Genomic DNA, 13,240 nt, shown 5'->3' on the forward strand with positions numbered 1-13,240 from the left:
TTATTTCTCCTCCAGTCTTCTTTTAACGGCATCTACATCTTTATCACCACGCCCGGATAAACAAATGACGATATTTTGTGTTTTAGCTAATTCTTTTGCTAGCTTTACGGCAAATGCAACAGCATGTGAGCTTTCTAGTGCCGGGATAATTCCCTCGAGTTTTGATAATAGCTGAAATGCGTCAAGTGCCTCTTTATCTGTAATAGATTGATAGTTTGCTCGTCCAATATCCTTTAAATAGCTATGTTCCGGTCCAACGCCTGGATAATCGAGACCAGCTGAAATCGAATGTGCTTCTTGAATTTGACCATCCTGATTCTGCAGTAAATACATTAAAGAACCGTGAAGAACCCCTGGTTTCCCTTTTGTTAACGAAGCAGCATGATATTCAGTATCAACCCCGCGTCCGGCCGCTTCCACTCCGTATAGACTGACCTCTTCATCCTCTATAAATGGATGGAACATTCCCATCGCATTGCTGCCTCCGCCAATACAAGCAACCAAAGCATCTGGAAGCTTTCCTTCACTCTTTTGAAATTGGTCTTTTGTTTCCTTTCCAATTACACTTTGAAAGTCTCTTACCATCTGTGGAAATGGATGAGGCCCCATCACAGACCCTAATAAGTAATGGGTATCATCTACATTAGCCACCCAATACCGTAAAGCCTCGTTAACGGCATCCTTTAAGGTTGCACTCCCGGACGTTACACTCACAACCTTTGCACCGAGTAATTCCATCCGAAAAACATTCAATGCCTGCCTCTTGATATCCTCTTCACCCATAAAAATGATGCATTCAAGGTTCAATAACGCACATACGGTTGCAGTTGCCACACCATGCTGTCCGGCACCAGTCTCAGCGACAATTTTCCGTTTTCCCATTCTCACTGCCAGTAGTGCCTGACCAATAGCGTTGTTAATCTTGTGTGCACCCGTATGATTTAGATCTTCTCTTTTTAAGAAAATTTTTGCACCCCCAGCATACTTTGTCAGATTTTCAGCAAAGTATAATGGTGTTTCTCTCCCCACATAGTGTTTTAACAATCTGTCAATTTCAGCTTGAAAGCTTGCATCTCTTTTAGCGTCCTCATATGCTTCACCAAGCTCGATAACTGCCTTCATAAGTGTTTCCGGTACAAATCTTCCTCCAAAAATGCCAAAGTGGCCTTTTTCATTTGGTAATGTATATGAATTCATTTTGTATTTCCTCCAATTAAACTGACTTTAGCTTTTTCAATAAATGATTTAATCTTGTTAAGATCCTTTTTCCCCTCAGTTTCTACGCCCGAGCTAACATCAACCATGCAGGGTCTAATCCTATTGACAGCCTCATCGACATTATCTTCATTCAGTCCCCCAGCGAGGATCACTTTTCTATGATTAAGCATATTGAGATTTACCTCACCCCAATTAAAAACAGTTCCATTTCCGCCTCGGTATTTTCCTTTCGGACTATCGAGGAGAATATACTCACATGGGAAATCTCCAAATGCCTCTAAGTTTTCATTTCCTTGAAAGCTTATTGCTTTAATGACAGGCAAGGATAACGATTCACTAAAGGCGGCAGTTTCGTCTCCATGTAATTGGATATGAGTAAGACCCACAACGGATGCAATTTTTTCTATTTCATCCCTTGATTCATTTACAAATACTCCGACCTTTAATACTTCATTAGGCAGCTTTGAAGCTATTTTCTTTGCCTTATCGATAGATACTCTCCGCTTACTTTCGGCAAAAACGAATCCAATTGCATCCGCACCATATTCTGAGGATGCAATGGCTGTTTCAACATCAGTTATGCCGCAAATTTTCACCTTCATCTTCTTGCCCCCTCATTCAGTGGCAGGCGAAAGTCCAAAAAGGATTGTTTCACATCATCACTTTTCATGAAAGCTTCGCCGACTAAAATTCCATTTGCTCCTGCATTTCGAACACGTGCTACATCCTCTTGATGGTGAATCCCACTCTCGCTTATTAGGAACGCGCCACTGCCCTTTACAATTGCAGCTAGTTTCTCTGTTACTTCAAGCGAGACATGAAAGGTTTTAAGGTCGCGATTATTTACCCCAATTAGCTTTGCACCAATCTTCAGCGCTTCCTCCAACTCCTGTTGATTATGAACCTCAACCAATACCTCCAAACCTAATCCTTTTGCATATTGGTAAAGTTCTTTCAAGTTTTTTTCATCCAATGCTGCAACAATTAATAAAATGATATCCGCCCCATGAGCAGCAGCGAGTTCAATTTGCAGTCGATCAATGATAAAGTCTTTGCATAGAACGGGAAGGTCCACCGTGCCCCGAACAGCATGTAAATCGGAAAAATCTCCTTTGAAAAAGGTTTGGTCTGTAAGGACTGAAATAGCTGAAGCACCAAATTTTTCATATAAACCAGCTTGATAGGCAGGATCAATCATATTATTAATGATTCCTTTTGAAGGCGATGCCCGCTTGAATTCAGCTATAATGGAAATTTCATTTACTTGATGAAGTTTTTCGATAAATGACCTTCTAGGATATGCCTTTGGTTGAATTTGAAGTTCCCCTTCACGGAGTAAAAGGACCTCTTTTTTCTTTTGGTCAATGATTTTATCTAGGATTGTTTCCATTTATATCGCCTCTTTCTGACTTGCTGCTTTGGATTTTTCTATCAGCTTGGTTAATTTTTCATAAGCTGCACCAGAGTCAATTACTTCCCTAGCCACTTGGATACCATTTTTAATCGAATTTGCCTTACCCGCAGTAAAAATTCCAAGTCCTGCATTCAGTAATACCGTATCACGGTAAGCCCCTTTTTCTCCTTTTAACACATTGATTAATATTTCTGCATTCTCCATTGAATCTCCGCCTTTTATACAGCTATTGTCATATTGCGGGAGATTCACTTCTTCTGGAATGAACGACTGATTAGAGATCGATCCATTCTCTAAAATGGTTAGATGGTTTTCCCCTTGCAGGGATGCCTCATCCATAAAGCCTGCACCATTAATGACTATGGCACGTTTACGACCAAGTTTAAGCAACACTTCTGCAAATACATTTAATAAATCTCTCCGATATACACCCAGATATTGATAGTCCAGATCAATCGGATTTGTTAGTGGTCCAATAAAATTAAAGATAGTTGGTATCTTTAGTTGTTTTCGTACTGTCATTACTTTTTTTAGTTTTGGATGTACATTGGGTGCGAATAAAAAGGATAATCCAATATCCTGGAGGATTTCTTCCGTTCTTTCCGCTGTTAAATTTAAATTCACTCCTAAATACTCAAGAACATCTGCACTGCCTGTTTTACTCGAAACACTTCGATTTCCGTGTTTCGCAACAGGAATGCCAGCACCAGCTATAACAAATGCGGAAGTGGTACTCACATTAAAGCTTGAAGAACCGTCTCCACCTGTTCCACAATTATCAAGTACTCCAGAGAATTTCTCTTTAAACTTCAGTGTATTTTCCTTCATCGCTTTTACGATTCCCGCTATTTCTTCCACGGTTTCTCCCTTTGATTTTAACCCCATCAAGAAGGCAGCAATTTCAGATTCTGAAACCTCTTCACCTAGGATGAAGTCTACCGCTTCCTTCATCTGATTTTCAGAAAACGATTCACGTTCAGCTAACTGGAGTAAAAATTTCTTCATTTGTCTTCATCCCTTCTATTTCGAGTAAAAAATTTTTCAATATTTGTTTTCCGGACGGTGTTCCAATTGATTCAGGGTGAAACTGTAGGCCAAAGACCGGATAATCACGATGTTTAATTGCCATAATCTCCTTGTCATCAGTTGAAATGGCCATACACTCTAGGTGTTCGGGAATGGAATCTTTCTCGATAATTAAAGAGTGATAGCGCATCACATCTATGGAGGATGGAAGACCCGCAAACAAGCCTTCGCCATTATGAGAAATGATTGATGTTTTTCCGTGCTTTATTAAGGAAGCCCTTTTTATTTTTCCGCCAAATGCAGCCCCAATCGCTTGATGACCTAGACAGATGCCTAAAATCGGAATCTTCTCAAAGAAGGTCTGAATTACCTCAATACATATTCCTGCATTTTCTGGTCTTCCAGGTCCAGGTGAGAGGATAATCGCTTTTGGATTCAATTCCTTGATTTCTTCAAGAGTAAGCTGATTATTTCGATAAACCAAAGTTTTTTCCCCTAATTCCCCTAAATACTGATAAAGGTTAAATGTGAATGAATCAAAATTATCAATCAGTAAAATCATTTTTCACCCTCCAAAAACGAATTTAATTTATTAAGGGTTTCTTGATATTCAGACTCTGGATTCGAGTCATATACAATCCCTGCTCCCGCTTGTATAAAGGCAGACCCTTCTTTTAAAATCATTGTTCGAATAGCAAGGGCGAAATCCATGTTTCCATTTGCTGAGACATAACCAATTGCTCCTGAGTATAGCCCTCGTTTTGATTTTTCCAAGTTGTTGATGATTTCCATCGCTCGAACCTTCGGAGCACCAGATACCGTCCCTGCTGGCAGACAGGCTGCCAGGGCATCGATTGCGGTTTTATCGGCGCCTAAATTGCCGCTAACTTCTGAAACAAGATGCATGACATGACGGTATTTTTCAACCTCCAAATACCTCTCTACTTGAACGGTTCCAAAGTCGCAAATTTTGCCGAGGTCATTCCTGCCAAGATCGACCAGCATCTTATGCTCTGCAAGTTCCTTTTCATCATTTTTCAATTCATTTTCGATCACCAAATCTTCTTCACTGTCTCTACCTCGTCTTTTTGTTCCAGCAATTGGATTCGAAACAACTTTATTTCCTCTTGTTTTAATTAGGCTTTCAGGTGATGATCCGATAACAGTATAAGCATCAAATTCGATATAAAACATATATGGGGTTGGATTATGTGCCCGATGCTTTCGATAAAGTGACAAAGGATCTCCAGTAAAGGCCGATTTCATCCTTCTTGAAAGGACAACTTGAAAAATGTCACCCGCTAAAATATGTTCTTTTGCCCGCTCAACGTTTTTGATAAACTCTTCTTTTAATGTTTCAGAGTTAAATCCTGAGAAATGAATTGGCTCCTCTGTTTGGTAGAAGGTAGGCTGTTTTAGTTCTTCAATCCTTTGATTTATTCTCGTTTCAATTAAAGCTTTATCGGTTTTGTCGGTGAGCGGATATCCACAAATCAAAACCTTTTCTTCCAGATGGTCAAAAACTATGACTTCTTCATAAAACATTAAATGTACATCAGGCATTACCAATCCATTTGCGTATTCTTCTCCAATGGTTTCATACTGCCGTATGATGTCGTAGCCTACATACCCCACTGCGCCTCCAATGAACGGAAAGGGATACTCATCAAAGCCCTTATTCGGCAGAAGATCTTTTAAAATTTCAATCGGATTCTCGTGCAAAAGCTCCTTTTCACCTGTCCGATGAATGATTTCATTTTTTTCTCCTCTTGATATAAGTTCAAAGGCGGGATCGGCACCAATAAATGAATACCGACCTGAGTCATTGTATTTATGAGAACTTTCTAATAAGAATTTTTTGTTGCCGCTAATTTTTTGTAAGATGGAGATTGGTGTGAGTGTATCCCCTTTTATTTCCTGTACGAAAAAAGTTGTTTTAGTTGCCATCTAAAGGCTCCTTTCTAAAATAAAAAAAATCGTCCTCTATATGCGCATAAAATATGCACATATAGAGGACGATTCTTTGACCGTGGTGCCACCTCCGTTTGAAGCTGGTGTAAACCCGCTTCCTCTTTCAAGTACAGAACAATAAGTTCGATACCCTATCCTTTTAACGGTGGAATTCCGTGCATCCCTACTTATATTTTCAAGATGCCTCTCACAAGTCCATTCCACAAATCTTTTCTTATCGGGCTCCCACCTTCCCCGACTCTCTGGAAAGAAACAAAAATGTGTACTCCTCTTGTTCAACGATTTACTTTATTTTTTTCAAAAAATACAAAAAGGGCCCTCCATCCAAAAAGGACGGAAGACCCGTGGTGCCACCTTCATTAGCTGAAAAATCAGCTCACTTTACCGATATCGAAGCGTAATGCTTAATATCTGTCTCTTGTAACGATGAGATGTTCGCCAAAGCCTACTTGACCCATTAAGGTGGTTCGGTTTGGAGGCTCGGAAGTCCATTCACTTAAACGTCAACACTGATTTGCACCAACCATCAGCTCTCTACAGAATCCGTAAAAGTTACTACTCTTCGTCATGGCCTTACGTTCATATTATTGTTTATTATGTTATATCACTTCACTAACGATTGTCAAGGGAAAAATTTTTTCAATCTTCTAAATCATATATTTTAAGCGTATTTTTAACTTCCATTTAAAGGATAGGCATTTTTAGATTTTTAAATCTGATTAAGTGAATATTAACAGTAGAAAATAAATTAAGGCGGGATCGAAGATTAATGGAACATATTGAACAGTTAAGCCAAAATCCACGAGCTGCAAAAAAGAAGCAGTCTCGAGCAGGACAGAAAAGGTCCAATGAGGTTTCAAACCAAAAGTGGGCAATTGTCTCGCTATCTTCCATTCCTTTAGTCATGACCTTAGGAAATTCCATGTTAATCCCAGTGTTGCCATCAATGGAAAAAGAATTATCAATAACATCTTTTCAAACCAGTATGATCATTACGGTATATTCCATCGTTGCCATCTTTTTAATTCCTGTTGCAGGATATTTATCGGATCATATCGGCAGGAAAAAAGTGATAATACCAAGTCTTATTATTGCCGGAATTGGCGGGATCCTTTCCGGCTGGGCTGCCTGGAAATTAGATAATGCCTATTGGCTAATATTACTTGGGCGTGCCCTTCAAGGCGTTGGTGCAGCTGGGGCAGCACCAATCGTTATGCCGCTCGTAGGCGACATGTTTAAAAATGAGGATGACGTTAGTTGTTGTTTAGGACTAATTGAAACCTCCAATACCTTTGGAAAAGTTTTAAGCCCCATTTTAGGAGCATTTCTTGCTGGATTTATTTGGTTTTTACCTTTTTTCTCCTTCCCAGTTTTTTGTGGGATTTCTGTATTGTTGATGATTTTTTTAGTAAAAAGTCCCAAATCTTCTGCAAAACCCATTCCATTTAAGGATTTTTTTATGAATGTAAAAAAAACCTTTACGGAAAAAGGACGTTGGCTATATGCCATCTTTTTTATTGGCGGTATTCTCATGCTTGTCCTGTTTGGAATTTTATTTTATTTATCGGAAATATTTGAAACCAAATATGGAATCAAAAATATTAAAAAAGGGTTCTTTTTAGCATTACCACTCGGAGCTCTTTGTTTAGCTTCCTTTATCAGCGGCAAGGTGATTAAAAAAAATAAAGTATTAATGAAATGGCTAACATTTTGCGGTATGGTTGCTGCTGCTGTCTCCATTGCCGCACTCTGGTTCTCCACTAATCTATGGTATATGCTCTCGATGTTTTTTATAAGCGGTGTGGGAATTGGAATTGGACTCCCCTGTCTTGATGCCTTGATTACCGAAGGGGTGGAAAAAGAGGAACGAGGTACCATCACTTCCATATACAGTTCCATGAGGTTTATCGGAGTGGCGGCCGGACCTCCGATTATTGCTTTGTTTATGAAACATTCTAACCATTGGATTTTTATCTTGCTCAGCAGTCTAAGTGTTTTGGCTGCAATTGTTGCGTTTAAAGCCATTAAACCTAAAGAGAGCTGAAATTCTTTCTCAGCTCTCTTTTTACTCTTCTTTACTCCTTCAATCTAGGTTTTGTTGGATCACAATTTGGCATTTCCTTTTTCGTGGATTCCGCAATTTTCATGAGGTAATAACATTCTTCACGTGTCATATGATCGGCCATTAATGGAGAAAACGTTCCTAATGCTTGAGCACTAAGCTCTAATTCTTCAATATCATGAAGGAAATTTTGAAATAATTTTATTTCTAATATGGCGTCAGCATTCATTTTATCCAAGGCTGGAAATGCAGTTACGTTAGTCCTTAAATAACCAGCCAATTCAACAGCTTTTAAATAAAAATCTTCAAAGTGCTTTGTATACAAATCACTTTTTTCTTTTAGCCGTTTTTCGACTCCATCTAGGTTGGAGGAAATAGCTCCGGCATGCCCTGCTGCATCAAGTAACCATACAAGATGATGATGCAATTCATGATAAATAGGCGGCATATTGCCGGTTTTTAAGTATTCTAATATTCGTAAATATTCCTCTAGCTCATTTATCATATGGTTAAGAAATGTTGGGGAAAGATGAATTTTTATCTTACCGACCAAATGTCTTTTAATCAGGCTTAGCTTAAATTCACGAAGTTTTAAAGCCTCTGCTTCTGCTTTAACCGTAATTTGTAATATCTCTACTGTTTTTACCTGACCTAGAAGAGTGTCAAATATTTGAATGAATGAAGCTGCTTTATCAATTTCTTCTTTTTCAACTGGTGCTAAAGCATCTAGAATAAATCGGGAATGATCACCTAAGATTTGGAGCCAGAACCGATGTTCAAATCGTGCTGTTTTTTCAAACTCGCCATTCATGAATACGCCCCCTAAGAAAAAATACACATACCAATCTGATTTGTATTCCCGATTCATCATCCTTATGATAAAAAAAGCCGGTAAACGATGTTTACCGGCCTGTAATAATTATTTCACTGGTTTCTTAAGGAAACCGATTAAAAGGGATGAAACTACTGAACCAATCAATATGGCAAGAGCATACTTAAGTGCACCATTTTCAACCAATGGGACTACGAAGATTCCTCCATGCGGCGCACGGAGTCCAATCCCAAATGCCATAGAAAGCGCTCCTGCAATGGCCGAACCTGCCATTACGGAAGGAATAACACGGAGTGGATCAGCTGCAGCAAATGGAATTGCACCTTCAGTAATGAAGGATAATCCCATTACATAACAAGCTTTACCAGCGTCTCTGTCTTGATCGCTAAATTTATTCTTAAAAATAGTTGTAGCAATCGCGATTGCAAGCGGCGGCACCATACCCGCTGCCATAATCGCCGCCATTGGCTCATAAACACCACTTGCTAATAATCCTGTACCAAAAACATAGGCTGCTTTGTTAATAGGCCCCCCCATATCAAAAGACATCATTAAACCAAGAACAACACCTAATAAAACAGCATTTCCAGTTCCAAGACCTGTTAACCAATCAGCAATTTCCTTGTTAATCCACGCTACAGGATTGTTAACAACATAATGCATCAGAAATCCTGTGATTGCAATCCCGAAAAGAGGATAAATTAAAATACTTTTAATTCCTTCCAGTGACCTTGGCAGTCCGGCAAATACTTTTTTCAATAGAAGGACAACATAACCTGCGAGGAAACCAGCAATTAAACCGCCAAGGAAGCCTGCCCCTCCATGTGCTGCCATCATTCCTCCGACCATACCTGGTGCGAAACCAGGACGATCTGCAATGCTGAGAGCGATAAATCCAGCAAGAACCGGTACAATAAGGGCGAATGCATTATCACCGCCAATTGCCTTGATTACTGCCGCAATAGGATTGTAGGTTGGATCATCCGGATTAGCAGAGTTATAGCCAAACATAAAGCTGATTGCGATTAAAATCCCGCCGCCGACAACAAACGGAAGCATGTTGGAAACTCCGTTCATTAAGTGCTTATAAAATCCGGTACGTGACCCCTTTTGATCAGATGCCTTTTCACTTTGTCCACTATTTCCGCTGTAAATGGGAGCGTCTTGTTTTAGTGCGCGATTAATTAACTGTTCTGGACGGCGAATTCCCTCAGCAACGGCTGCTTGAATGACGTGTTTACCTTTGAAACGTTCCATTTCTACATTGATATCGGCTGCAATCACTACCGCAACGGCATTATCAATTTCCTCTTTAGTAAGGACATTTTTTGCACCGCCTGAACCATTGGTTTCAACTTTAATGTCTACACCCATTTCAGCAGCTTTTGCTTTTAATGAATCTGCTGCCATATAAGTATGGGCAATTCCCGTTGGGCAGCCAGTTACAGCAACGATTAAGTTTTTCTTATCGGAAACTTTCTGTTCTTGCTTTTCTTCCTTATCAAAGCGATTAATGGTTTCTAATACTTCTTCTGCTGACGTTGCTTTCAATAGTTCATAGCGTACTTCCGCTTTCATTAACATTCCAGATAGACGAGCTAATGCTTCCAAGTGCGTATTATTAGCACCTTCAGGGGCAGCAATCATAAAGAAAAGGTGTGATGGTTTTCCATCTAAGGATTCATAATCTACCCCGGAAGCTGATTTACCGAAAACAATGGCTGCTTCCTTAACAGCTTTTGTTTTCGCATGAGGAATGGCGATTCCATCACCAATTCCTGTGGTACTTTGTTCTTCTCGTTTTAAAATTGCCGCTTTAAAATCAGCTTTATCACTAATTTTTCCAGCATTATATAAGACAGCAACTAATTGATCAATGGTTTCTTCTTTTTGATTGCCTTCAATATTTAATAGAATCGTATTATTAGATAACAATTCAGTAATTTTCATGTTTGTCTCTCCCCTATAGAATCTCTTTTATAGTCACCTGTGTAAGAAGCTCTTCTACTTTTTCTTTCGTACACAATCCCAATGAAAAAGCGGTCGCACTGCCTGATGATACACTATATCGAAAGGCTTCCTTGAGGTCTCGTGTTCGCTCATATGCTGCCAAGAATCCAGCGACCATCGAGTCACCCGCTCCAACTGAGTTTTTCACCTCGCCACTAGGCACTTTTGCCAAATAGGCGGTATGTTCGTTAATCAATACAGCACCTTTGTCAGCAAGGGATACAATCACATTTTTAGCACCCATATCTACAAGTTTTTTCCCATATGGGATTACTTCCTCAGCAGTTGTAAATGTAGTACTAAAAAGCTCGCCAAGTTCATGATGATTAGGTTTGATCAAAAATGGTTTATATGGAAGGACTTTTTTTAATAAATCCCCTTCAGCATCGACAACAAATTCTGCCCTATTTTCCCCACAAATTTTCACAAGCTCTTCATAGGTTGTTTCGGGTAATGAAGAAGGAATGCTACCCGCCAAAACTAATAGATCCTCTGAACCTAATTTCTGGATTTTTTCCTTTAGCAGCTGGAAGTCGTAATCAGAAATATTTGGACCCTTTGCATTTATTTCTGATTCTTTTTCTGTTTTTAGCTTGATATTAATCCTAGTATCTTCAGCTACTTTAACGAAGTCTGTAGCAATTTCCTCATTTTGTAGATATTGTTCTACATATTCACCTGTAAAACCGCCAACAAAACCTAGCGCTTTATTCCCTGTATCAAATTGTTTTAGAACCCTTGAGACATTAATGCCTTTTCCTCCTGGAAACTTTGCTTCTCTTACAGATCGATTTAACTCACCTAATTGAAAGCTTTCCAACTGCACTATATAGTCAACAGATGGGTTTAAGGTCAATGTATAGATCATGCTGTCACTACCTTTACTGTCGTCTTATTTACATATTGTTCAAGTGTTTCATTTTCTATTTCGTTAGTAATGATGGCTGCTTCATGAATATCGCCAATCTTTGCGAACGATATTTCTGCAAACTTTGTGTTATCGGCCAAGACATATGCTTCTCTTGAAAGAGAAATAGCCTTTTGTTTCACCATTGCTTCCTCTTGGTCGGGAGTCGTAAAGCCAAACTGTGGATGAATACCATTAACGCCCATAAAGCATTTATCAAAGCGATAAAGATCAAGGCTGGTTAAAGCCCCTCTTCCGATAAAAGCATTTGTATTTGGTTTTACTAATCCACCTATTAGAAAGGTGGAAATCCCTTTATTTAATAGTGGATTTAAATGCATCAATCCATTTGTTACAACAACAATATTTTTTTTCGGTAAAAAATCAATCATTTCGATCACGGTTGAACCAGCGTCAAGATAAATCGAATCTCCTTCCTCCACCAGACTTGCTGCATACTGGGCAATCAATCTTTTTTCGTGAAGGTTTTTGGAAGATTTCTCAACCATGCTTGGTTCTTGAAGTTTCCCCTGTAATCTTGAAGCTCCGCCATGGATTCTCTTGAGAAACTTCTGCTCCTCTAATTGTGATAGATCCCTGCGTATGGTTGATTCCGAGGTATTTGTTAACTCCATAATTTCCTGGATTTTAACGACATTCTTTTCTTTTAATAACTGAAGAATAATGCGATGACGTTCTGGTGTTAACAAGTAATCACCACCTAAATTTCATTTCCTGTTATTATCATACTGAAACCGATTGCAAAAATCAATTATTTTCTTTCAAAAACATTCAACGCGTGAATGTTTTTGAAAGTTTTTTGACTATTTGTCATAATTACCAATAAAAAAAGCACCATCGATGGGTGCTTTTATTTATTATTCACCTAAAAAGGACTTAACCATTCAGGGTCTCGGTTTATGCAAATATGACATTTTTCCCTATCTGGTTGAAAGGTGCTGAAGGTTTTCCCACAAACACAACATTCTTTTTGCTGAAAAGTTATATTGGTTTGATTTTTTACCTTTATTTCGGGCTTAATTTGAATTGCCTGCTCAGGACAAATATCACGACATGAATGACAATTTACACATTTTTCATGGTCAATTTGCAAAAATGAGTCAACTTGAGAAAATACAGCCTCTGAACAAAAGGAGATGCAAGCCTTACAAAGACTACATTTCTGATTATCTATATCTACAGTATAAAACTGATAATCATGATAATAGTTTGCTATCTTCCACTCGCCAGCCTCCATTCTCCAGGAAGTTGGTGTCATGCTTTTTGTTAGCTGTTTCCCCTCTCTTTGGACTGAGGTAAAAAAAGCTCTCCTCGTCAGTTTATCCTCATTACTCTTTTGAACAACATTGATTGGACTCAAACCCATGCATTCTAGAATCTCGTTCGTTTTATTTAAAATCGTTTCCCATTGTTGATTAAGTGTGGATTGACCAATTTGAATGGTCTTTATGCCTCTTTTGTTATAAATTAATAATTCTTTCACAGTAGGAGTGATCACATCTTTATAGATAAGTGAACTCTGTTCAAACTCTCTTCCGGTCGTTGCCCCTGTAATTGCAGATAATGGACATGCAATGATACATTCTCCACAAGAATTACATCGCACGGAATCAATTTCAATGGATTGTTCAATGCTAGTAATAGATGAATATTTACATGTTTCCAAACAAATTGAGCAGGTGGACCGGAGATTGGAAATTTTTGAACAATTATTTGTTACTTTTACATCTATGTGCATGCTTTCTAGCCAATCAATAATCAAAGACACTCAATCACCTT

12 protein-coding genes and 2 other annotated features are annotated in these 13,240 nt (G+C 38.8%); of the genes, 1 reads left to right on the plus strand and 11 read right to left on the minus strand.

The features are described from left to right. The 6 genes from trpB to trpE are packed head-to-tail and all read right to left on the minus strand — an operon-like array spanning position 1 to position 5,605. Positions 1-1,197, minus strand: coding sequence for a tryptophan synthase subunit beta (trpB, locus tag ABES02_RS21680; protein ID WP_430139518.1), 1,197 nt, complete (start codon positions 1,195-1,197; stop codon positions 1-3). Next, a complete protein-coding gene (locus ABES02_RS21685; RefSeq protein ID WP_430139520.1) occupies positions 1,194-1,820 on the minus strand; it encodes a phosphoribosylanthranilate isomerase in 627 nt (208 codons plus the stop codon). Before ABES02_RS21685 ends, trpB begins: the two co-directional genes overlap by 4 nt. Beyond that, the gene (trpC, locus tag ABES02_RS21690; protein WP_430139522.1) at positions 1,817-2,608 is read right to left on the minus strand and encodes an indole-3-glycerol phosphate synthase TrpC; all 792 of its coding nucleotides are present in this window, start codon (positions 2,606-2,608) and stop codon (positions 1,817-1,819) included. The genes ABES02_RS21685 and trpC overlap by 4 nt, the downstream gene beginning before the upstream one ends. Then, positions 2,609-3,637: an anthranilate phosphoribosyltransferase gene (gene trpD, locus ABES02_RS21695; protein ID WP_430139524.1), complete on the minus strand. Its 1,029-nt coding sequence runs from the start codon at positions 3,635-3,637 to the stop codon at positions 2,609-2,611. Next, positions 3,609-4,220: an anthranilate synthase component II gene (locus ABES02_RS21700; RefSeq protein WP_430139526.1), complete on the minus strand. Its 612-nt coding sequence runs from the start codon at positions 4,218-4,220 to the stop codon at positions 3,609-3,611. Before ABES02_RS21700 ends, trpD begins: the two co-directional genes overlap by 29 nt. Next, positions 4,217-5,605: an anthranilate synthase component I gene (gene trpE, locus ABES02_RS21705; protein ID WP_430139528.1), complete on the minus strand. Its 1,389-nt coding sequence runs from the start codon at positions 5,603-5,605 to the stop codon at positions 4,217-4,219. Before trpE ends, ABES02_RS21700 begins: the two co-directional genes overlap by 4 nt. 61 nt (positions 5,606-5,666) lie before the next feature. Beyond that, positions 5,667-5,917: a binding site (T-box leader), on the minus strand. Positions 5,918-5,955: 38 nt separating this feature from the next. Then, positions 5,956-6,207 (minus strand) — a binding site (T-box leader). Positions 6,208-6,398: 191 nt separating this feature from the next. Here trpE and ABES02_RS21710 point away from each other — a divergent pair. Further along, on the plus strand, positions 6,399-7,673 hold the full coding sequence (locus ABES02_RS21710; protein WP_430139529.1) for an MFS transporter: 1,275 nt from the start codon (positions 6,399-6,401) through the stop codon (positions 7,671-7,673). A gap of 31 nt (positions 7,674-7,704) precedes the next feature. On the opposite strand, the gene ABES02_RS21715 is transcribed toward ABES02_RS21710, so the two are convergent. The 5 genes from ABES02_RS21715 to ABES02_RS21735 form a co-directional block, all read right to left on the minus strand. Continuing rightward, positions 7,705-8,502: a DUF2935 domain-containing protein gene (locus ABES02_RS21715; protein WP_430139530.1), complete on the minus strand. Its 798-nt coding sequence runs from the start codon at positions 8,500-8,502 to the stop codon at positions 7,705-7,707. A gap of 108 nt (positions 8,503-8,610) precedes the next feature. After that, positions 8,611-10,473, minus strand: a complete 1,863-nt coding sequence (locus ABES02_RS21720; protein ID WP_430139531.1) for a PTS fructose transporter subunit IIABC — start codon at positions 10,471-10,473, stop codon at positions 8,611-8,613. A 13-nt stretch (positions 10,474-10,486) separates the two neighbouring features. Next, positions 10,487-11,401, minus strand: a complete 915-nt coding sequence (gene pfkB / locus ABES02_RS21725; RefSeq protein WP_430139532.1) for a 1-phosphofructokinase — start codon at positions 11,399-11,401, stop codon at positions 10,487-10,489. Next, a complete protein-coding gene (locus ABES02_RS21730; protein ID WP_430139534.1) occupies positions 11,398-12,150 on the minus strand; it encodes a DeoR/GlpR family DNA-binding transcription regulator in 753 nt (250 codons plus the stop codon). Before ABES02_RS21730 ends, pfkB begins: the two co-directional genes overlap by 4 nt. Before the next feature lie 176 nt (positions 12,151-12,326). Beyond that, positions 12,327-13,223: a 4Fe-4S binding protein gene (locus tag ABES02_RS21735; protein ID WP_430139536.1), complete on the minus strand. Its 897-nt coding sequence runs from the start codon at positions 13,221-13,223 to the stop codon at positions 12,327-12,329. Positions 13,224-13,240 lie beyond the last annotated feature (17 nt).

Source organism: Neobacillus pocheonensis, from assembly GCF_050477905.1.
Classification (GTDB): domain Bacteria; phylum Bacillota; class Bacilli; order Bacillales; family Cytobacillaceae; genus Neobacillus; species Neobacillus pocheonensis_A.

Bases quoted from the DNA above. Each gene is read 5' to 3' on its own strand.
- trpB (WP_430139518.1), bottom strand. From the start codon at position 1,197: ATGAATTCATATACATTACCAAATGAAAAAGGCCACTTTGGCATTTTT.
- ABES02_RS21685 (WP_430139520.1), bottom strand. From the start codon at position 1,820: ATGAAGGTGAAAATTTGCGGCATAACTGATGTTGAAACAGCCATTGCA.
- trpC (WP_430139522.1), bottom strand. From the start codon at position 2,608: ATGGAAACAATCCTAGATAAAATCATTGACCAAAAGAAAAAAGAGGTC.
- trpD (WP_430139524.1), bottom strand. From the start codon at position 3,637: ATGAAGAAATTTTTACTCCAGTTAGCTGAACGTGAATCGTTTTCTGAA.
- ABES02_RS21700 (WP_430139526.1), bottom strand. From the start codon at position 4,220: ATGATTTTACTGATTGATAATTTTGATTCATTCACATTTAACCTTTAT.
- trpE (WP_430139528.1), bottom strand. From the start codon at position 5,605: ATGGCAACTAAAACAACTTTTTTCGTACAGGAAATAAAAGGGGATACA.
- ABES02_RS21710 (WP_430139529.1), top strand. From the start codon at position 6,399: ATGGAACATATTGAACAGTTAAGCCAAAATCCACGAGCTGCAAAAAAG.
- ABES02_RS21715 (WP_430139530.1), bottom strand. From the start codon at position 8,502: ATGAATGGCGAGTTTGAAAAAACAGCACGATTTGAACATCGGTTCTGG.
- ABES02_RS21720 (WP_430139531.1), bottom strand. From the start codon at position 10,473: ATGAAAATTACTGAATTGTTATCTAATAATACGATTCTATTAAATATT.
- pfkB (WP_430139532.1), bottom strand. From the start codon at position 11,401: ATGATCTATACATTGACCTTAAACCCATCTGTTGACTATATAGTGCAG.